General features: G+C 59.8%; 14 protein-coding genes. 10 read left to right on the forward strand and 4 right to left on the reverse strand.

Going from position 1 to position 20,075, the window contains the following annotated elements:
• Window positions 1-61 precede the first annotated feature (61 nt).
• On the forward strand, window positions 62-433 hold the full coding sequence (locus ACYQ6M_RS26090; protein ID WP_460076427.1) for a response regulator: 372 nt from the start codon (window positions 62-64) through the stop codon (window positions 431-433).
• 205 nt (window positions 434-638) lie between these two features.
• Here the strand turns inward: ACYQ6M_RS26090 and ACYQ6M_RS26095 are convergent, their stop codons facing one another.
• The 3 genes from ACYQ6M_RS26095 to ubiG form a co-directional block, all read right to left on the reverse strand.
• On the reverse strand, window positions 639-1,184 hold the full coding sequence (locus ACYQ6M_RS26095; protein WP_023002985.1) for a hypothetical protein: 546 nt from the start codon (window positions 1,182-1,184) through the stop codon (window positions 639-641).
• Between the two features lie 230 nt (window positions 1,185-1,414).
• Window positions 1,415-2,110 (reverse strand): alpha/beta fold hydrolase, encoded by a 696-nt coding sequence (locus ACYQ6M_RS26100; RefSeq protein ID WP_460076430.1) that lies wholly within the window; start codon window positions 2,108-2,110, stop codon window positions 1,415-1,417.
• A complete protein-coding gene (gene ubiG, locus ACYQ6M_RS26105; RefSeq protein WP_460076433.1) occupies window positions 2,110-2,871 on the reverse strand; it encodes a bifunctional 2-polyprenyl-6-hydroxyphenol methylase/3-demethylubiquinol 3-O-methyltransferase UbiG in 762 nt (253 codons plus the stop codon). Before ubiG ends, ACYQ6M_RS26100 begins: the two co-directional genes overlap by 1 nt.
• 193 nt (window positions 2,872-3,064) lie before the next feature.
• On the opposite strand from ubiG, the gene ACYQ6M_RS26110 reads away from it, so the two are divergent.
• The 9 genes from ACYQ6M_RS26110 to ACYQ6M_RS26150 all read left to right on the forward strand — a co-directional run bounded on the left by ACYQ6M_RS26110 (window position 3,065) and on the right by ACYQ6M_RS26150 (window position 17,235).
• Window positions 3,065-4,315, forward strand: a complete 1,251-nt coding sequence (locus tag ACYQ6M_RS26110) for an aspartate kinase (protein WP_460076436.1) — start codon at window positions 3,065-3,067, stop codon at window positions 4,313-4,315.
• Between the two features lie 64 nt (window positions 4,316-4,379).
• A complete protein-coding gene (gene ptsP, locus ACYQ6M_RS26115; RefSeq protein ID WP_460076438.1) occupies window positions 4,380-6,647 on the forward strand; it encodes a phosphoenolpyruvate--protein phosphotransferase in 2,268 nt (755 codons plus the stop codon).
• Between the two features lie 54 nt (window positions 6,648-6,701).
• Window positions 6,702-7,775 (forward strand): peptide chain release factor 1, encoded by a 1,074-nt coding sequence (prfA, locus tag ACYQ6M_RS26120; RefSeq protein ID WP_055659594.1) that lies wholly within the window; start codon window positions 6,702-6,704, stop codon window positions 7,773-7,775.
• Window position 7,776: 1 nt separating this feature from the next.
• Complete coding sequence (gene prmC / locus ACYQ6M_RS26125; RefSeq protein ID WP_447239056.1) at window positions 7,777-8,625, forward strand: peptide chain release factor N(5)-glutamine methyltransferase; 849 nt, start codon at window positions 7,777-7,779, stop codon at window positions 8,623-8,625.
• Between the two features lie 391 nt (window positions 8,626-9,016).
• The gene (locus ACYQ6M_RS26130; RefSeq protein WP_139314266.1) at window positions 9,017-9,712 is read left to right on the forward strand and encodes a DUF4167 domain-containing protein; all 696 of its coding nucleotides are present in this window, start codon (window positions 9,017-9,019) and stop codon (window positions 9,710-9,712) included.
• 255 nt (window positions 9,713-9,967) lie between these two features.
• Window positions 9,968-12,565: an ATP-dependent chaperone ClpB gene (gene clpB / locus ACYQ6M_RS26135; protein ID WP_023002993.1), complete on the forward strand. Its 2,598-nt coding sequence runs from the start codon at window positions 9,968-9,970 to the stop codon at window positions 12,563-12,565.
• Window positions 12,566-12,771: 206 nt separating this feature from the next.
• Window positions 12,772-12,975 (forward strand): YgaP family membrane protein, encoded by a 204-nt coding sequence (locus ACYQ6M_RS26140; protein ID WP_152505406.1) that lies wholly within the window; start codon window positions 12,772-12,774, stop codon window positions 12,973-12,975.
• A gap of 13 nt (window positions 12,976-12,988) precedes the next feature.
• Window positions 12,989-14,017 (forward strand): efflux RND transporter periplasmic adaptor subunit, encoded by a 1,029-nt coding sequence (locus ACYQ6M_RS26145; RefSeq protein ID WP_460076442.1) that lies wholly within the window; start codon window positions 12,989-12,991, stop codon window positions 14,015-14,017.
• Window positions 14,014-17,235: an efflux RND transporter permease subunit gene (locus ACYQ6M_RS26150; protein ID WP_460076444.1), complete on the forward strand. Its 3,222-nt coding sequence runs from the start codon at window positions 14,014-14,016 to the stop codon at window positions 17,233-17,235. The genes ACYQ6M_RS26145 and ACYQ6M_RS26150 overlap by 4 nt, the downstream gene beginning before the upstream one ends.
• Window positions 17,236-17,378: 143 nt before the next feature.
• On the opposite strand, the gene ACYQ6M_RS26155 is transcribed toward ACYQ6M_RS26150, so the two are convergent.
• Window positions 17,379-19,352, reverse strand: coding sequence for a M23 family metallopeptidase (locus ACYQ6M_RS26155; RefSeq protein ID WP_075284182.1), 1,974 nt, complete (start codon window positions 19,350-19,352; stop codon window positions 17,379-17,381).
• Window positions 19,353-20,075 lie beyond the last annotated feature (723 nt).

Consider the following 20,075-nt stretch of genomic DNA (forward strand, 5'->3'; position numbering starts at 1 on the left):
AACAAACATTTATAATCATGATGCTGTGCCGAGGTTCCCGATGTCGATGACTGAGATGAACATGCCCGATACGATACGTGTAATGGTGGCGGAAGATGAGCCGCTGATCGCCTGGATGCTGGAAGATATCCTGTCTGGCATGGGCTTGCAGGTTGTCGGGCCATTCGCGACCGTTGCCGAGGCACGTTCCTGCGTGTCTTCCGAGCCGCCAGAGTTGGCACTTCTGGATGTCGATCTGGCCGATGGCGTTGTCTATCCGCTGGCCGACACGCTGCATGCTCAGCAAGTGCCGATCATCTTTCATACCGGTAATACGGACAAGGTGGACCTGAAGAATCGCTACGGAGGGGCTGAAGTCATTCCGAAGCCGTCCAACCCCAAGCGGTTGCAGATTGCCGTGGAAACGGCCCGGACGCTGCTCAAACGGACGTAAGCGGGCCCTTCAAAGCGCGCTTTGCTGATCTGTTTGGGGCGCAGGCGTCTTCCTGGCTTCCGAATTGTGCAGTTTCGCCGCGGATTAACCGGGTGCCGGTGGAGCCAGGCGCCTGGAATTTTTTCGTGACAGCCAAAATGAAAACCTGCTTCAGCCCGGGTGGATGAAGCAGGTTAAACGGTGTAGGGCCGGTCTGGCGAGGATGTCAGGGTTTCGCTGAAGCCGGCTTGCGCCGCGCCTGCGCCGGTTTCAGCGCAGCCTTGGTTTCTTCCAGGCTTTCTTCTGCAGCCTTGCTCATCTCGTTGACGCTTTCCATCGCCGTTTCATTGAGCTCTTCAACCACGGCAGCGCTTTCTGAAAAGCTGTCGCGGAAGAGGGCAGCCTGCTTTTCGAAATGGTCCTGATATTCGCTCGCCATTCTGGAATAGAAATCCTGCAGGGTTGCCATGGTTTCTTCCGGCGCGGCGCACTGGCTGAGGGACTTGGCGCATTCCATGTCCTGGTGCAGCCGGTGGCTGACGAAATTCATGTGGTCATCAAACGCCTTTTCGGCATGGGACCACATGGTCTTGCCCACTTTCTGGAAACTTGCGATGGCCTTGGCTTCAATTCGGTCTTCGCGCTCGGCAAACGCCCAGTTGGAAAAGGCAGGCATTGGCCATTCGGTTGGTGCCGGCCATTCCGGCAGCTTGGGCCATTCGGCCATCATGGCGCTGAAGTCGAAGGCACCTGTATTGCTTTTCGTCGGCATGAAAGATCCTCCGGTTGTTCGTGTGACGTCCTGCGGCTGGCCATGGCGTTCTTCGCCGGCTTGCCGTCCCCGGACCTGCGCATTCTGTCATTGCCAGCGCAGGACCCCGCTCCAAAGGTGACGTAACTGTACCTTTGCATCAAGGCCAAGCTTTGACACGGATCAAATCGCATACCGATTCTTACGTAAAAGGCATTTGTGCCGCAGGTTTGTGCAGCCGATTTGCGGGATTAAGGGCGATTGAGAAAATCGCGCAGTGTCGCCGTTACCTTTTCAGGGGCTTCGAGAGGCGACAGGTGGCCGCTGCCTTGGATCACCGCCAATTCGCTTTGGGGGATGTGGTCGTGGATTTCCTGCGAGATTTCAACCGGTGTGAGCCGGTCGCCATCACCGACCAGCACAAGCGTGGGGCATGCGATTTCGCCGAGACGGGGGCGGGAATCGATGCGGTTGATAAGCGCGGTCTGCTGGCGGATGAAGGCCTCGGGCCCGGTTTCCTGCGCCATCTCGACGACGATTGCCTTCAGCTCTTCGTCTTCCTCGCGCTTTTCATGAACGAACCCGGGGTAAAGGAGGTGGGGAACCTTGGAAAAGGCCTTCTTGCGGGTCAGGTCGATGAGGAACTGCCGGCGCTCCGACTGGTCGGGCGTATCCGGCCGGGAGTTGGTGTCCAGAAGGGCAAGCTTGCCGACCCGCTCCGGCGCTTCGCGCATGATTTCCATGGCGACATAGCCGCCCATGGACAACGCGATAAGGGAAAACCGCTCCGGTGCTTTTTCCAGGATGCTGGCGGCGATCGCCTTGATGCTGTCGTGTTCGCGGTGGTTTGCCACCATGATCGGGCGGTCGGCAAAGGCAACTATCTGCGGGGCGTAGAGCGCTTCGGTACACAGAAGGCCCGGTACGAACAGGATCGGATCGCTCATCAGCTGTCTTTCGTCCGTTCCGCCAGCAGCATGTAGTTCACGTCCATGTCGCGCGATCTGGCCCAGGTGTCTGTCAGCGGATTGTAGGTGACGCCGCAACGGTCGATCATGGTGAGCCCGGCGGTCTGAAGCGGGCCTTCGATTTCGGAAGGGCGGACCAGCTTTTCGTAGGAATGTGTGCCCTTCGGCAACCAGCGCAGGACGTATTCGGCGCCGACGATGGCAAGTGCATAGGCTTTCAGCGTGCGATTGATGGTCGCGACGAACATCAGCCCACCCGGACGGACCATTTGCGCGGTGGCCTCCAGGAACAGAGGTACGTCGGCGACGTGCTCGACCACTTCCATGTTGAACACAACGTCGAAGGTCTCCCCCGCCGCTGCCAATGCTTCCGCTGTTTCTGCCCTGTAGTCGATTTCGAGGCCGGAGGTCTTCATGTGAAGGCGGGCGATCTCGATGTTGGTTTCGGACGGGTCCGCGCCGACCACATCGGCACCGAGACGTGCCATCGGTTCGCTCAACAGGCCGCCGCCACAGCCGATATCGAGGCAGCGCAGCCCCTTGAACGCGTCCGTGGTCTTCGGGTCGCGGCCGAAATGCCGGCAGACATGTTCCTTGATGTAACCCAGCCGCACCGGGCTGAACTTGTGCAAGGGCTTGAACTTGCCCGTCGGGTCCCACCACTCTTCTGCCATGGCGGAAAAGCGCGCGACTTCCTCGCTGTCGATCGTGCTTCTGGTTTCCTGAGCCCTGCCAGTCATCGGACGGTCCTTTCAAGAGCGTGAAGCGGTTTGGCGCTTCGCCTGGTCATTCAACGGTTCGAAGTCGTTCCAAGGTCTGAGACTATTTGTCAAGACACCCAGTTGCAGCAAAGGAACGCAGCCTGTATGCATGTGCGCCGATCCCAGAGGCGCAACAGCGCTTCCAGACACGACTATAAAGAATACGAGTGGTATGGCCCGACTGGTTTTAAAATTTGGCGGGACTTCGGTTGCCGATCTCGATCGCATCCGTAACGTCGCCCGCCATGTCAAACGGGAAGTGGACGCCGGCCATCAGGTCGCGGTGGTAGTTTCGGCCATGGCCGGACAGACCAACAAGCTGGTGGAGTTTTGCCGTGAGGCATCACCGCTCCACGATGCCCGCGAATATGATGCCGTGGTTGCTTCCGGCGAGCAGGTGACGTCCGGTCTCCTGGCCATCGTGCTGCAGGACATGGGCGTCAACGCCCGGTCGTGGCAAGGCTGGCAGGTGCCGATCAAGACCGACGAGAACCACGGTGCGGCCCGCATCCGCGATATCGAGGGCAGCTTCCTGAGCGAGCGTCTCGAGCAGGGCCAGGTGGCTGTGCTCGCGGGCTTCCAGGGTGTGGCGCCGGACAACCGGATCGCGACCCTGGGTCGCGGCGGGTCCGACACCAGCGCCGTTGCCATCGCCGCTGCCATCAAGGCCGACCGCTGTGATATCTATACCGATGTCGACGGCGTCTACACCACCGATCCGCGCATCGTACCCAAGGCGCGGCGTCTTGACCGGGTGTCTTTCGAGGAAATGCTCGAAATGGCCTCGCTCGGCGCCAAGGTGCTCCAGGTGCGCTCCGTGGAAATGGCCATGGTCCATGGCGTCAGAACATTCGTGCGCTCCAGCTTTGACGATCCGGATGCGCCCCAGGTCGGCGAGAACGGCCTTCCGATTGGAACTCTTATTTGCGACGAGGATGAACTCGTGGAACAGCAGGTTGTCACCGGCATTGCCTATGCCAAGGACGAAGCCCAGATCTCTCTTCGTGACGTTGCCGACAAGCCGGGTGTCGCCGAATCCGTGTTCGGTCCGCTGGCGGATGCCAACATCAACGTCGACATGATCGTCCAGAACATTTCGCCGGATGGCAAGACCACCGACATCACCTTTACGGTTCCCGAAGGCGATTTCGAACGCGCCAACAAGGTGCTGGAAGACAATCGCGGCGTCATCGGTTTCCAGAACCTTGAAGGCGCCCGTGACGTGGTGAAAGTCTCCGTCATCGGCATCGGCATGCGCTCGCATGCAGGCATCGCGGCCCAGTGTTTCCGCGGCCTCGCGTCCAAGGGTATCAACATCCGGGCCATCACCACATCCGAGATCAAGATCTCTGTGCTTATTGATTCAGCATATGCAGAACTTGCGGTGCGGACTCTGCATTCGCTATACGGGTTGGACGGATAGTTCATCCGGGAGGCAGGCCCCTGTAGAAAAGGGGCCTGTTTGAAGCGGGATCAACGGGGGCGCTATGCGCAGCAACCTAGCCGGACCGCGCCTTCTGCTCCGCCGGCTTCGCGAAGTCATGGCGGAGCCGATCACGGCGCAGGAGCGACTCGACAAGATCGTGGTGTTGATCGCCTCGAACGTCGTCGCGGAAGTCTGTTCCGTTTATATCCTGCGCGCCGATGGTGTTCTCGAACTCTATGCGACCGAAGGTCTGAAGAGCGAAGCGGTCCACAATGCCTCGCTGCGCGTCGGCCAGGGTCTTGTCGGCCTGATCGCGGCCGAAGCCCGGCCGCTGAACCTGCCCAACGCCAGTGCCCACCCGGGCTTTGCCTATCTGCCGGAAACGGGTGAAGAGGCCTATAATTCCTTCCTCGGTGTGCCGATCCTGAGAGCCGGCCGCACGCTTGGCGTTCTTGTCGTCCAGAACAAGTCTCACCGGACCTATCTGGAAGACGAAGTCGAAGCGCTGCAGACGACGGCCATGGTGATCGCCGAAATGGTGGCCGCCGGCGAACTGGAAGCCATTTCCCAGAAAGCCACCGGTCTGGATCTTTCCCGGCCGATCACCTCCAACGGTGTTGGTCTTGCCGAAGGTGTCGGCCTCGGTCATGTAGTGCTGCATGAACCGCGTGTCGTCGTCACGAACCTGATCGCGGAAGATACGGACCGGGAAAAGGGGCGTCTGGAAGCTGCCATCAACCGGCTGCGGCTTTCGATCGACGATCTGCTGGCCAGCGGAGAAATAGCGGCCATCGGCGAGCACCGCGAGGTGCTGGAAGCCTACCGCATGTTCGCTTACGACCGCGGCTGGATCCGGAAGATCGAGGAAGCGATCCGCAACGGCCTGACCGCCGAGGCTGCCGTCGAAAAGGTCCAGAGCGACACGCGCGCCCGGATGCTGCGCCAGACCGATCCGTATCTGCGTGAGCGCCTGCACGACCTCGACGACCTTGCCCACAGGCTTATCCGCGAACTCATGGGCCGCGAACACGGCCCGGGTCTGGATGAACTGCCCCAGGATGCGATCGTCGTTGGCCGCAACATGGGTGCCGCAGAACTGCTGGACTACGGCCGCGACCGCATTCGCGGCCTTGTGCTGGAAGAAGGCGGCCCGACAAGCCACGTGACCATCGTTGCCAGGGCGCTCGGCATCCCGACGGTCGGACTCGTGGATGATATCGTCAGCCTGGCCGATGGCGGCGACGCGATCATCGTGGATGGCGACACCGGCGAAGTGCACTTGCGCCCGGCCGTCGATCTGGAAAACGCCTATGCGGAAAAAGTCCGCTTCCGTGCGCGGCGACAGGCCCAGTACCGGCGCCTGCGCAACAAGCCGTCCGTCACGCGGGACGGTGTCGACATCTCGCTTCAGATGAATGCGGGTCTTCTGGTCGACCTGCCGCACCTGGATGAGGCTGGTGCGGCCGGGGTAGGCCTGTTCCGCACCGAACTGCAGTTCATGGTGGCGTCTTCTTTCCCGCGCATGCGGGAGCAGCAGTCCCAGTACAGCCAGGTTCTCGATGCGGCGGCGGGCCGGCCGGTAACGTTCCGGTCGCTCGATATCGGCGGTGACAAGGTGCTGCCGTACCTGCGCTCGATCCAGGAGGAAAACCCGGCGATGGGCTGGCGCGCACTGCGCCTCGGCCTTGATCGGCCGGGCCTGCTCAGAACCCAGATCCGGGCCTTGCTGCATGCGGCCGCCGGGCGGGACCTGAAATTGATGTTCCCGATGGTTGCCGTGGTCGATGAATTCCTGCAGGCCAAATCGCTGGTGGACAAGGAAGTCAAACACCTGCGCCGCCATGGTCACGCCACGCCGGAAAACATCCGTCTGGGCGTGATGGTGGAAGTGCCTTCGCTGCTGTTCCAACTGGAAGAGTTGATGAGCCATGTCGACTTCGTGTCTGTCGGTTCCAACGATCTGTTCCAGTTCTTCTGCGCCGTCGACCGGGGCAACACGCGTGTTGCCGACAGGTTCGACACATTGGGTGTCGGCTTCCTCCGGGCCTTGAAATCCATCGTGGATGCCGCAAATAAGGCTCATGTGCCCGTGACCCTTTGCGGAGAGCTCGCTGGCCGTCCACTTGAAGGCATGGCGTTGATAGGCCTGGGCTTCAGGGACCTTTCCATGTCGCCCGCGTCTCTTGGGCCGGTGAAAGCCATGCTTCGGACCCTTGATGCAGGCCGCCTGTCCGCCAGGTTGCTGCCGCGACTGGAGCCGGGACACGATGACAGCAACATACGGGAAGTGTTGAAGCGCTTTGCCGCCGAAACCGATGTTGCCCTTTAGCGCTAACGGGCGTAACTCACCGTCAAAGCGATAATTTCTGGAGAATCAGCGCGTATGCTGGCGCGTCACAAACTTGATACCCTGCTGGACCGGTTCGCTGAACTCGAACACATGATGTCCGCCAATCCGGATCCGGGCGCTTATGTAAAGCTGTCGCGGGAATATGCCGGACTGGAGCCGTTGGTCGGCAAAATCCGTGCGTTGATCAAGGCGGAACAGGATCTGGCCGGTGCAAAGTCACTGTTGCAGGATCCGTCCTCCGACGCGGAAATGCGCGAACTTGCCGAAATGGAGCGCGACGAGCTGGAAGAGCGCGTCGAAGAACTGGCCCAGGATGTACGCATCGGGCTGTTGCCGAAGGACGAGGCGGACTCCAACGATGCCATCCTGGAAGTGCGGGCAGGGACCGGCGGCGACGAGGCGGCTCTCTTTGCCGGTGATCTCTTCCGCATGTACCAGCGTTATGCCGAACTTCAGGGCTGGAAGGTGGAAATCCTGTCTGCCAGCGAAGGTGAAGTCGGCGGCTACAAGGAAGTGATCGCGTCCGTTTCCGGCGACAACGTTTTTGCCAAGATGAAATTCGAGTCCGGTGTTCACCGGGTGCAACGGGTGCCCGCAACCGAGTCGGGCGGACGTATTCATACGTCGGCGGCAACCGTTGCCGTGCTGCCTCAGGCGGAGGACGTCGATATCGACGTTCAGGAGAGCGACTTGAGGATCGACACCTATCGCGCATCCGGCGCAGGTGGGCAGCACGTCAACACGACCGATTCTGCAGTGCGCATCACGCACTTGCCGACGGGTATCGTCGTTGCCGTTCAGGACGAACGCTCGCAGCACAAGAACAAGGCGCGAGCCATGCAGCTTCTGCGGGCGCGCATCTATGACGAGGAGCGCGAGCGGGCTGCGAGCGAGCGGACCGAAGCCCGGCGGTTGCAGGTCGGGTCCGGCGATCGGTCCGAGCGGATCCGCACCTACAACTACCCGCAGGGTCGCGTAACAGATCATCGTATCGGTTTGACGCTCTACAAGCTGGAGCAGATCCTTTCGGGGGAAGCGCTCGGCGAAGTCATCGAGCCGTTGATCCTGGACCACCAGGCCAATCTTCTGGCAACCGAAGAGGCCTGAGGTGACCATCGGCCAGCTTTACCGGTCCGTGCGCGACCGGTTTCGGGTGGCCGGTTTGCCGACACCGGAACTGGATGCAAGGCTTCTGGTCAGCGCGGCGCTCGAGCTGCCCCTGTCGGATCTTGTCTTTCGAGAACAGGAAGAGGCAGCACCTGGTGCGGCCGAACTTGCAGAGGCCCATGCGCAAAAACGCCTGGATGGGATGCCCGTCGGCCGGATACTTGGAGAACGGGATTTCTACGGCCGGCGATTTCATTTGAACGAGGCAACGCTGGAGCCCCGGCCGGACACTGAAACCCTGATCGATGCCGTGCTTGAAAGATGTGCTCCTGAAGAAGCGCCGTTTATCTGCGATATCGGCACGGGTACGGGAGCGATCGCCGTCACGTTGCTGGCCGAGTTGCCCCGAAGCCGGATGATCGCGGTGGACCTGTCGGAACAGGCGCTTGAATGTGCTGCAGGCAACGCCTCTCTGCACGGCGTGGAAGACCGGTTTCTTCCCGTGCGGGCGGACTATACCTCTGCGCTGCGGCCGGAAAGCGGCTTCGACTGGGTTGTCAGCAACCCGCCCTATATCCGCAGCGCTGTCCTCGCCGAACTGTCGCGCGAAGTGATTCAGCATGACCCGAAGCTTGCTCTTGATGGCGGTGAGGACGGCCTGACAGCCTATGTTCGTATCGTCGCGGATGCTGTGAAGCTGCTGCGCCCGGGCGGTTGGATCGCTCTCGAAATCGGCTTCGATCAAGGAGAGGATCTGGAAAAACAGCTGCGTCATCATGGCTTTGTAGAGATTGAAATCATTAAAGATCTTTCCGGAAACGACCGTGTTGTGGTGGGGCGCAGGCTCTAATTTTGCGGATTTGATCCAAAGGCGAAAAAGCACTTGGAAATCGCAACGGAAACGGGTACGTTCCTCTTGCCGAGACCGGAAATGTTATCAGCGTTTAGCGGGGCATGCGCATCCGGCAGCTGGGAACCGGCGCAACTTCAGCGTTTTGGAAACCGTTGCAAATCGGACTATCCGGTGTTTCGGACTGTCGAAGAAAAAGACAATCGCGTTGGCCATCGGCCTTTAGCGCGCTGCGTATGTTTTCAATGACAGCCGCTAACCAGCATTGTTGGTTTCGGCAGGTATTTCGTGTCGGTTTTAGGCAATTCCGATGTTGGGTCAGCGTCAAGCTGACCGCCGTTCCTTAAGAGAAAACGGCAGGATGAGACCAGGTAATCAAAGCAATAAGCGTATGCGCGGACGGGGCCGCAAGGGCCCAAATCCGTTAACCCGGACTTACGAATCAAACGGTCCTGATGTGAAAATCCGCGGTACTGCGATGCACGTTGCAGAGAAGTACCAGCAGCTTGCACGGGATGCCCAGGCATCCGGCGACCGGGTGATGTCCGAGAACTATAACCAGCATGCGGAGCACTATCTGCGCATTGTGGCTGCCGCGCAGCCGCAACAGCAGCCGATGGCGCATGCCTCTTCCCGCAACGAAGCCGAAGACGGTTTCGAAGCCGCGGCAACGAATGGCTCAGGCCACTCCAATGGCGCAGAACGGTCTTCCCAGGACGTGTCCTCCTCGGACAACGACCTGATGGATGCCGACAGCCCGCAGCCTTTCATCGACGACATGCCTGTCATCGATCAGGAAGGTAAGGTCAACGGCGCTTCCCAGAAGGCAGAGAAAGCCGAAGCCGGCGACGACGAAGCGGACGAAAAGCCGCGCCGCCGCCCCCGGACACCTCGTGCGCGCACGCCGCGCCGGGCCTCCGGTGATCAGGCTGACGCAGGCCAGGCCACGGCGGAAGCCGCGGACGGTGCTGAAGCTTCTGGCGGTTCCGACGAAGAGGATCAGCCGAAACCGCGCCGCCGGGTTGCACGCCCGCGTCGTGCCAAGGCGGCTGAAGAGGCTCCGGCCGAGGCACCTGCCGGAGAATGATCCGGTAGATGGTCAGCCTCGATAAAGCTGAAACAGATAAAACGGCGTCCATGATGGGCGCCGTTTTTTGTTTGGCTTGCAGACATCCGTTCCGGACGGCACAGAATAAGATGCCGCAGGGGCTTTTGTGGTGAATATGCAACACTATATTAGAGGAGCAGCACTGCAAAAGGCTGTGCGGATGCCCGTATCAGGGGTCCGTATTCCAGATCGTTCCCCACGCTTCGGGTGGTGCGGACGGGTAGGAGGTAACTTATGAACTTTGAAAAATACACTGAGCGTGCGCGCGGTTTTGTTCAGTCCGCTCAGACCTTTGCCTTGGGGCGGGGCCATCAGCAATTCGCACCTGAACACATCCTGAAGGTTCTTCTGGATGATCCCGAAGGCATGGCCAGTGGCCTGATCGACCGTGCCGGCGGCAACGCCAAGGCATTGAAGGGCGATCTTGAGGGCCTTCTGGACAAGATGCCGAAAGTTTCCGGTGGGTCCGGACAGCTTTACATGGGCCAGGCAACCGCACGTCTGTTCGAGCAGGCCGAGAAGATCGCCGACAAGGCCGGAGACAGTTTCGTCACCGTGGAGCGGCTTCTGCTCGCCCTTGCCATGGACAGCGACAGCGAAACCGGCAAGCTGATGAAGCGGCACGGCATTACGCCAAACGGACTGAACGAGGCAATCAACCAGCTTCGCCAGGGCCGGACGGCCGATACCGCGACTGCCGAAAACCAGTATGACGCGCTGAAGAAATTCGCTCGGGATCTGACCCAGGTTGCCCGGGAAGGCAAACTCGACCCGGTGATCGGCCGTGACGAGGAAATCCGCCGGACCATTCAGGTCCTGTCGCGCCGTACCAAGAACAACCCGGTTCTGATTGGTGAGCCAGGGGTCGGCAAGACCGCGATTGCCGAGGGCCTTGCGCTGCGCATCGTCAATGGCGATGTGCCGGAATCGCTCAAGGACAAGCAGCTTCTTGCGCTCGACATGGGCTCGCTGATTGCCGGCGCGAAATACCGGGGTGAGTTCGAGGAACGCCTGAAGGGTGTTCTGTCCGAAGTCCAGGCGGCCGCGGGCAAGGTAATCCTGTTCATCGATGAGATGCACACGCTGGTTGGAGCCGGCAAGGCGGATGGGGCCATGGATGCCTCGAACCTCTTGAAACCTGCTCTGGCGCGCGGTGAGCTGCACTGTGTCGGTGCGACAACGCTGGACGAATACCGCAAGCACGTTGAAAAGGACGCCGCTCTGGCGCGCCGGTTCCAGCCGGTGTTCGTGAGCGAGCCGACGGTCGAGGACACGGTTTCGATCCTTCGCGGGATCAAGGAGAAGTACGAACTCCATCACGGGGTCCGTATCACCGACAGTGCCATCGTGTCGGCAGCGTCTCTTTCCAACCGCTACATCACCGACCGGTTCCTGCCGGACAAGGCGATCGATCTTGTGGACGAAGCCGCCAGCCGGCTGCGGATGCAGGTCGACAGCAAGCCGGAGGAACTGGACGAACTGGATCGCCGGATCATCCAGCTCAAGATCGAGCGCGAGGCGCTGAAGGCAGAAAGCGACGAAGCTTCAAAGGATCGCCTGTCCAGGCTCGAGAAGGAGCTGACGGATCTGGAAGAAAAGTCGCAGGCACTCAGCAACCGCTGGCAGGGCGAGAAGGAAAAGCTGAACCTTGAACAGAAGATCAAGGAACAGCTGGAACAGGCCCGCATCGACCTGGAGATCGCGCAGCGTCGCGGTGATCTGGCCAAGGCTGGTGAGCTTGCCTACGGCGTGGTTCCGGAGCTGGAGCGCAAACTCGCCGAAGCGGAAGCTTCAGAGGATGCCGATGCCATGGTCGATGAGGCCGTGACGCCGGCTCATATTGCCCAGGTCGTTTCGAAGTGGACCGGAATTCCGGTCGACAAGATGCTGGAAGGCGAGCGCGAAAAGCTGCTTCAGATGGAAGACATGCTGGCGAACCGGGTCATTGGCCAGGCAGAAGCCATTCATGCGGTTTCCACTGCGGTGCGCCGGGCGCGTGCCGGTCTGCAGGATCCGAACAGGCCGATTGGCTCGTTCATGTTCCTCGGACCGACCGGTGTCGGCAAGACCGAGCTGACCAAGGCACTTGCGTCGTTCCTCTTCGATGACGACAGCGCAATGGTGCGGATCGACATGTCGGAATACATGGAGAAGCACTCCGTTTCCCGTCTGATCGGCGCGCCCCCCGGCTATGTCGGATACGAGGAAGGTGGTGCGTTGACGGAAGCCGTTCGGCGGCGCCCGTATCAGGTCGTGCTTTTCGACGAAATCGAAAAGGCGCATAGCGACGTGTTCAACGTGCTGTTGCAGGTTCTGGACGACGGTCGGCTGACCGATGGTCAGGGCCGGACGGTCGACTTCCGCAACACGCTGATCATCATGACCTCGAACCTGGGGGCCGAGTATCTGGTCAACCAGCCGGAAGGTCAGGATACGGATGCGGTTCGCGACGAGGTGATGAGCGCCGTGCGGGGTCATTTCCGTCCGGAGTTCCTGAACCGTCTCGATGAGATCGTGCTGTTCCATCGCCTGCAGCGGGCGCAGATGGCCGATATTGTCAAGATCCAGCTGGAGCGCCTGCGGGCTCTCCTCAGCGATCGCAAGATCACGCTGAAATTGGACGACGGCGCTCTCGGTTGGCTGGCTCAGAAGGGCTACGACCCAGCCTATGGAGCGAGGCCGCTGAAACGGGTGATCCAGAAGGACGTTCAGGATCCTCTCGCCGAAAAGCTGCTTGCCGGCGAAATCCTCGACGGCCAGACGGTGGATGTCACGGCTGGGTCAGACCGCCTGATGTTCCAGGTGGAAGGCTCCGAAAGCGCAGCCGCCTGAACTGAGGCAAGCTGAAAGAAATGAAAAGGAAACCCGCGGAAGGACACTTCCGCGGGTTTTTCGTTTTGTGACTCGATTGGCCCGGGCATTTGCGTTTTGTCAAACGGGCCTGCGAAAAGCTGTGGTATTCATATATTCATAAATGTGAAACAAGAGCCGCGCTTTGGTGAAACCCCAGGGCGGCTGATCCGATCAAGGAGACTCAGATGACAGTCGATCGTGCAGTCATGATGTTTGCAGGTGCCATGGTGCTCTTGTCCCTGGCGCTGGGGTTTTACGTTTCGCCCTACTGGTATCTGCTCAACGCCTTTGTCGGCTTGAACCTGATGCAGGCATCCGTCACCGGCTTTTGTCCGGCAGCAATCATTTTCAAGAAGCTCGGCATGAAACCGGGAGTGGCCTTCTCGTAAGGTGGAGGACAATATGAGACGCGGTATCTTCATTTTCTTTCTTTTGACGCTGGCTGCAGCGTCGGGTGCCGCGCCGGTGGCTCGTGCCGGTGAATTTCTGGCCGAGCCGATCACCGTACCGGAAACCAAGGCGGTATTTGCCGAGGTCAAAAGCCGAACGGTTGTTCCAGCCCGCGCCCGCATTGGCGGAACCATCAAGACAATTTCCGTGCGCGAGGGCGATGTCGTGTCAGCTGACCAGGTCATTGCCCTGGTCGTTGACGAGAAAATTGCACTCGAGCTGGGGGCTGCGGAGGCCCGGATCGAGGTTCTGCGCTCCCAGCTTCACAATGCCCGCACCGAGTTGGAGCGTGTGGAGCAACTGGTTGCCCGTGGCAGCGCGGCACAAAGCCGGCTGGACCAGGTGCGCACACAATTCGATGTGGTCACCAACCAGACCGTCGCGGCGGAATCGGAGATGGCGGTCGTACGCCAGCGTGCCAGCGAAGGCGAGATCCTGGCCCCCAATGCCGGACGCGTTCTGACAGTGCCGGTCACGGAAGGCTCGGTCATTCTGCCGGGAGAGGAGGTCGCCCGGATTGCCAGCGGCCGATACTTCCTGCGTCTCTCCATTCCGGAGCGTCATGCCGCCCAAATAACCTCAGGGGCGAAAGTCCTGCTGGGTGGACGTGGTCTTGACCCCAAGCCAGAGGCTGCGGAGACCGGGAGCACCGCAACCCGGCAAACCTTCGGAACGATCGTGAAGGTCTATCCCGAAATTACCGAAGGCCGGGTGACGGCGGATGTCGATGTCGATGGCCTGGGAGACTATTTCGTCAACGAACGAACCCTTGTTCATGTGCCCGTCGGCGAGCGTCAGGTTATTGCGGTGCCGGAAGCTGCTCTTTCGATCCGGCATGGTGTCGATTACGTGCAGATTGCCGTTGCGGCTGGGACCCAGGATGTCGCCGTGGTTCCAGGCGCAAATGTTCTTCACGACGGGACGGTTCTGGTCGAAATCCTGACAGGACTGCGTGCCGGTGATCGGGTGTTGGTGCCATGAAACTCGGTCTTGCCGGATGGCTGACCCGATCCTTCATCGGGTCACCGCTCACCCCGCTGTTCCTGATGGCTTCCCTTGCCCTCGGGCTGATTGCTCTTGTTGCCCTGCCACGTGAAGAAGAACCGCAAATCTCCGTGCCGATGGTCGATATTCATGTGGAAGCCAACGGCCTCAATGCGGATGATGCGGTCAAACTGGTGACGGAACCGCTGGAGACGATCGTCAAGGCGATCGATGGTGTCGAGCATATCTATTCCCAGACCCAGGACGACCGTGTGCTGGTAACGGCACGGTTTCTCGTCGGGACCGACGCGGACGCTGCCATCTTGCGCGTGCACGAAAAGATCCGCGCCAACATGGACCGGATCCCCGTCGGCATTCCGGAGCCGTTGATTGTTGGCCGGGGTATTGATGATGTCGCCATTGTCGTCGTTACGCTGACACCGACACCAGGGGGCGCCGAACGGTGGACGGCAAACGGGTTGACCCGGATTGCGCGTGAACTTCAGACCGAAATCGCCAAACTCTCGGACATCGGTCTCACGTTCATCGTCGGGGAGCAGCCGGAAGCCATTCGCGTTGAACCTGACCCGGAAAAACTGTCGCTTTACGGCATCACTCTGCAGCAGCTGGCTGCCAAGATCGAGGGCGCCAACAAGTCCTTCCGCGCAGGCTATGTTCGCGAAGCCGGAGAGCAGCGCGTTCTGGTCGCAGGGGAGACGTTGCAATCGGCCGAAGAGATCGGAAATCTCTTCCTGACCGCTCGTGATGCCCGGCCCGTTTATGTGCGTGATGTCGCCCGCATCGACCTTGCCACTCAACCGGCAGAGCACAGGGTCGCCCATATTCGCAAGCAAGATGGAGCATTGACCGTGGCCCCGGCGGTGTCGCTGGCCATTGGCAAACGACCGGGCACCAATGCGGTGGTGATTTCCGATGAAATCGTTTCAAGGCTTGAAGCAATTCGCGGAGATCTCTTTCCCGAAGGCGTGGATATGGAGATCACCCGGAACTACGGTGAGACCGCCAATGAAAAAGCCAATGAACTGCTGTTCCATCTTGGGCTTGCGACAGTCTCCATTGTCGTCCTGATCGCACTGGCGATCGGCTGGCGCGAAGCGCTGGTGACGCTGGTGGTGATCCCGACGACGATCCTGCTCACGCTCTTTGCAGCCTATCTGATGGGCTACACCATCAACCGTGTCAGCCTGTTTGCCCTGATCTTTTCCATCGGCATCCTGGTGGACGACGCCATCGTGGTGATCGAGAACATCGCCCGGCACTGGGGCATGTCGGATGATCGCAGCCGGACGCAAGCCGCGGTGGAAGCGGTGGCGGAAGTCGGCAATCCGACCATCATCGCAACGCTGACGGTCATCGTCGCCCTTTTGCCGATGCTGTTCGTTTCAGGCTTGATGGGCCCCTATATGGCGCCGATTCCCGCCAATGCTTCGGCAGCGATGCTGTTTTCGTTCTTTGTTGCCGTGATGCTGACACCCTGGCTGATGATGAAATTCGCTGGCCGCGGCGGAGGCCATTCCCATGCGCCTGCGGCACATGGCGGGGCTCTGGGTCGTATTTACGCGAAGGTCGCCAGACCGTTGATCGGTTCGCGTCTGCGCGCCTGGGGCTTTCTGCTGATTGTCGGCGTCTGCACAATCGGTTCGCTTGCGCTGTTCTATACCACCGACGTTACGGTGAAACTGCTTCCATTCGACAACAAGGCGGAGCTGCAGGTGCTTGCCGATCTGCCGGAAGGGTCTTCGGTCGAGGACACGGACAGGGTTCTTCAGGAAATTGTCGCCCGTTTGGGAGAGGTGCCTGAAATCCTGTCGTTCCAGACTTATGCCGGCACTGCATCGCCTTTCAATTTCAACGGACTGGTTCGCCACTACTATCTGCGGGCACTGCCTGAACAGGGTGACGTGCAGATCAATCTCACCGAGAAGGGGGAGCGGGACCGGACCAGTCATGACATCGCGCTGGATATCCGCGAGATGCTGGCAGGTCTCGACCTACCCGCCGGTACTGTGTTGAAGGTGGTGGAGCCGCCCCCGGGGCCGCCGGTTCTGGCGACGCTGCTTGCGGAAATCTATGGGCCCGATGCCGAAACCAGGCGCGCGGTTGCAAGCAAGGTTCGCCAGGCCTTCGAGGACGTGCCGTTCATCGTGGATGTCGACGATTCCTTTGGAACCCAGGCCGACCGGGTGCGCATCGCCATCGATCAGGACCGGCTTGAATATCACCGGGTCGAGCAGGGCGATGTCTTCGACACCGTCCGGCGCCTCTATGGTGGAACGGAGGTCGGTTATTCGCACCGGGGCCGGGCGCGTTATCCAATCCCGATCCGGATCCATCTAGCAAAGGGCGACATGGTGATCGGTGAAGCGGTGCTTGCAACGCCGGTGCCGGCCAATGCATTGCCCGGAGGCCGGGGCGTGATCGAGCTTGGCGACGTGGTGACGGTTCGCAGGGAAAAGACATCCTTTCCGGTGTTCCGTCACAACGGGCGTGCGGTTGAAATGGTAACCGGCGAACTGGCTGGTGCGTTCGAAGCACCGGTTTACGGGATGCTGGCTGTTGGACAAAAGATCCAGGACATGGATTGGGGACCTGACGGGGAACCGGTGATCTCGTTCCATGGTCAGCCCGAAGACGAAACGCGGCCAACCCTGCTCTGGGATGGCGAGTGGGAAGTCACCTGGGTCACTTTTCGGGACATGGGAGGTGCCTTCATGGTGGCGATCCTGGGCATCTACTTCCTGGTGGTGGCCCAGTTCGGTTCCTTCAAACTGCCGCTCGTGATCCTGACGCCAATTCCGCTGACGCTGATCGGCATCATGCTGGGGCACTGGCTGTTTGCTGCGCCATTCACGGCGACATCGATGATCGGCTTCATTGCGCTTGCCGGCATCATCGTGCGCAACTCCATATTGCTGGTCGATTTTATCCAGCATTCGCGCACGCCCGACAAACCGCTTCTGGACGTTCTGCTGGAAGCCGGGGCAATCCGCTTCAAGCCGATCCTGTTGACAGCGCTTGCCGCCATGATCGGCGCTGCAGTTATCCTGACCGATCCGATTTTTCAGGGGCTGGCGATCTCGCTGCTGTTCGGTCTGGCATCATCGACGATCCTGACGGTTCTGGTGATCCCGGCGATCTACATGGCTCTGCGCCGCGACCAGGCACGACAGAAGGAAGTTTCGGAAGCTGGATGAGCGGCAGGTTGATTGTCGCCGGCGTCAAGCTGGTGCCGGTCCCTCAGGCGGTGACTGAATGATCGAAGCCTGTCTGGAGTGCAGGCATGAACAAGTTCGGCCGGGGCACCAAGGCCCCGGCCGAACTTTGTTTTTCAGGAGTGTCAGTTGATGGCAGCGATCCGCGACGGCTTGCGGACACGGTCCAGCAAGGTGTCGACGCGGTAGCGCTCGGTTTCGAACGCTGTGCGCATTTCACCATCCAGCGTACGGCCCTTCGGCAGCTTGATACGCATCGGATCCATGTAACGGCCGTTGACGAGCACTTCATAGTGCAGGTGCGGGCCTGTCGACAGGCCGGTGGAGCCGACATATCCGATGATCTGGCCCTGCGTGACCTTGGATCCTTCACGGATGCCGCTGCCAAAACCACTCATGTGGTTATAGGTCGTGGTGTAGCCGTTCGTGTGCTGCAGCTCGATACGGCGGCCATAGCCGGAGCTCCAGCCGGCCTTGACGATTGTGCCGTTCCCGGCCGCCATGATCGGCGTTCCGCGCGACGCAGACCAGTCCACACCGCGGTGCATCTTGGTGTAGCCATGGATCGGGTGGCGGCGCATGCCGAAACCGGAGCGGAACTTGCCGCCATTGAGCGGTTTGCGGATAAGAAACTTCTTGGCGCTCTGACCGGTGTCATCATAAAAATCGGTCACGCCGTCGTCTGGCGTGCGGAACCGGTAGAATTCCCGTGTGGTGTTGCCGGTGTTGAGCGCGGCATACAGGATCTTCGGCGGGCTGTTGTCGTCGCCGTCGGTGAAGAACAGCTCAAGGGCATCGCCCGGCTGAACCCGCGCATTGAAGTCGACGTCAAAGGAGAACATCCGCACCAGATCGTTGATGATCTCTTCAGGCATGTCCTGTTCGAGAGCCGTCTGGTAGAGGCTGTCGTAGATTGCGGGGGTCGGGCCACCGTAGGAAACACGGTCGGCTTCTTCAAAGGCATCAGCAAGGAACGTGCTGGGTTCCTTGGCCTCAATATAGGCGCCGCTGTCCGAGCGGGCGACCGTAGCGCGGTGCTCCGTATTCTCATAAAGGCTGACGCGTTCAGGACGCATCCGCTCCAGATCGTCCGGCGACGGTGCGTAGGCGATCCGCAATCTTTGTCCTTCAGTCAGGTCCGAAATGCCGAACAGGCTTGAGAAGGCGGTCGAGATTGCAAGTGCTTCATCTTCGGTCGCGTCATAATCCATCATGACGTCGACCAGATCCTGGTCCTTGGTTACGGGAACGATGCTTTCGTCCATTCCGGCAAAGCGGATGTCCTCATCCTGTTTGGACACGAAGGAAACATTCTCCGGCGTGATGCGCACGGCGTAGCGTTCCAGATCAGGCTGCAGGGCCAGATTGAAATCGAAGCGGCCCGGATCAACCAGGGATTTTGCCGCCATTTCGACAGCGTCAATAGAAAGAGTGCGCGCGGTTTCGCGAACGGCAAGCTCAACTTCGGTTTCGGACGGCGTCCGGTCGAGGTCTATGTCCCCGCTGGAAGTCGGGAAGGGGGCAAGCGAAATGCTGACTTCGCTTTCCAGCTTTGCGCCATAGATGGAATCGGCTGGAAGCGGAGTGCCGGTTTCGGCAACACTGATGCCGCCATCATCGTCGTTATTGTCAGCGAACATGTTCAACGGATTGAACGGGGGAATGCGCTCCGCGAGTTCCGGATCCTTGCGGGTTGCAAGCGTTGCGCTGACGAAGACATGCGGCTGGACCCGAATATGATCCCTGTCACCTTCGCGGGTGACCACATTAACGTCGATGACATGCTTGCTGGAGTATTCGGCTGCGGTGCGCAGGACGCGATCGCCCTTGGCGCCACCGCTGGACAGGGCAAAGCCGTTCAGAAATGCACCGGACGAGGGTGCGGCTTCCACACTATATTGACCGTCGAGTGCCGCCATGAGGGCTCCACCCATCAATACAAGTGATGTCACGCCTGTCAGGACGGTACCTGCAAACCAGCGCAAAGACACCTGCCGACGGTCGGACATGCCACTGCGGCCTTCGTAGCCGCGCAGCGGCGGCTCTTCACCTAACTCTATACGTAGGGTCTGCGCGCTATGGAAGGGCCCCAAATGCATTAATACCTGTCCGGTCCTTTTAAGCTATCGCGTGAATCCGAAGCCCGCAGCCCTGGGCCACGGCCAGTATGTTTCAGCGGTGCTAAACATAACAGATCCTGCTACATGCAGTGTTTGATTTAAATCGTCAATTGTTTCTGCACGGATGCCCACCAGGGGAACCGCTTCGAGGTGGTGGGTTACGAGCAGAATTTGTCGGTTCTGTGGTCGCAATAGGGCTACGTGTCTTCTTTATAAGGGGGCTCATACGGGAGGCTGTGGGCATTCCCGTATTCCCGGAGCAAAAAAGACAAAAAGAAATCGAAAAAAATCGCGGGAGAAGACAAGGCTCCGGGACTAAATCGATGATTTAGATAAGGGAATCCGTACGTTTTGGCTTGTGTGAATCTTTTTTGACAAAGAGTGTTGACTCATCTTCAGGCCATGCGTATAACGCCCTCCATCGACGGCGGCGCCGCCAACACGGCGCTCCTCGCTGTTGGTTCTACCAAACAACTTTGCCGCATCGACCTGGCAACAGGGAAGTGGTTCGGCGTCTTTGGTTGAAGGCTTTTAGGCCGCATTTGCTGACTGGCGAATGGTTCTTTGACAATTTGATTATTGAAGGAAGGGAAGCGTAGGCGGCGTTGGCCTTGCGATCATCGGATGTTTTTGATGTCTGATGGTTTTAAGGAGTTACGCAGGTACGCTGATCTTTCAAACAAGGAAGCCGATTGGGTCTGA

The sequence above is a fragment of the Roseibium sp. ROS1 genome (genome assembly GCF_054658215.1).

What these genes read in the sequence shown, in the direction of transcription:
- ACYQ6M_RS26140 (WP_152505406.1), top strand. Translation starts at nt 12,772, where the DNA reads ATGACAGTCGATCGTGCAGTCATGATGTTTGCAGGTGCCATGGTGCTC.
- ACYQ6M_RS26110 (WP_460076436.1), top strand. Translation starts at nt 3,065, where the DNA reads ATGGCCCGACTGGTTTTAAAATTTGGCGGGACTTCGGTTGCCGATCTC.
- ACYQ6M_RS26155 (WP_075284182.1), bottom strand. Translation starts at nt 19,352, where the DNA reads ATGCATTTGGGGCCCTTCCATAGCGCGCAGACCCTACGTATAGAGTTA.
- ACYQ6M_RS26150 (WP_460076444.1), top strand. Translation starts at nt 14,014, where the DNA reads ATGAAACTCGGTCTTGCCGGATGGCTGACCCGATCCTTCATCGGGTCA.
- ACYQ6M_RS26145 (WP_460076442.1), top strand. Translation starts at nt 12,989, where the DNA reads ATGAGACGCGGTATCTTCATTTTCTTTCTTTTGACGCTGGCTGCAGCG.
- ACYQ6M_RS26090 (WP_460076427.1), top strand. Translation starts at nt 62, where the DNA reads ATGCCCGATACGATACGTGTAATGGTGGCGGAAGATGAGCCGCTGATC.
- ptsP (WP_460076438.1), top strand. Translation starts at nt 4,380, where the DNA reads ATGCGCAGCAACCTAGCCGGACCGCGCCTTCTGCTCCGCCGGCTTCGC.
- ubiG (WP_460076433.1), bottom strand. Translation starts at nt 2,871, where the DNA reads ATGACTGGCAGGGCTCAGGAAACCAGAAGCACGATCGACAGCGAGGAA.
- clpB (WP_023002993.1), top strand. Translation starts at nt 9,968, where the DNA reads ATGAACTTTGAAAAATACACTGAGCGTGCGCGCGGTTTTGTTCAGTCC.
- ACYQ6M_RS26100 (WP_460076430.1), bottom strand. Translation starts at nt 2,110, where the DNA reads ATGAGCGATCCGATCCTGTTCGTACCGGGCCTTCTGTGTACCGAAGCG.
- ACYQ6M_RS26130 (WP_139314266.1), top strand. Translation starts at nt 9,017, where the DNA reads ATGCGCGGACGGGGCCGCAAGGGCCCAAATCCGTTAACCCGGACTTAC.
- ACYQ6M_RS26095 (WP_023002985.1), bottom strand. Translation starts at nt 1,184, where the DNA reads ATGCCGACGAAAAGCAATACAGGTGCCTTCGACTTCAGCGCCATGATG.
- prfA (WP_055659594.1), top strand. Translation starts at nt 6,702, where the DNA reads ATGCTGGCGCGTCACAAACTTGATACCCTGCTGGACCGGTTCGCTGAA.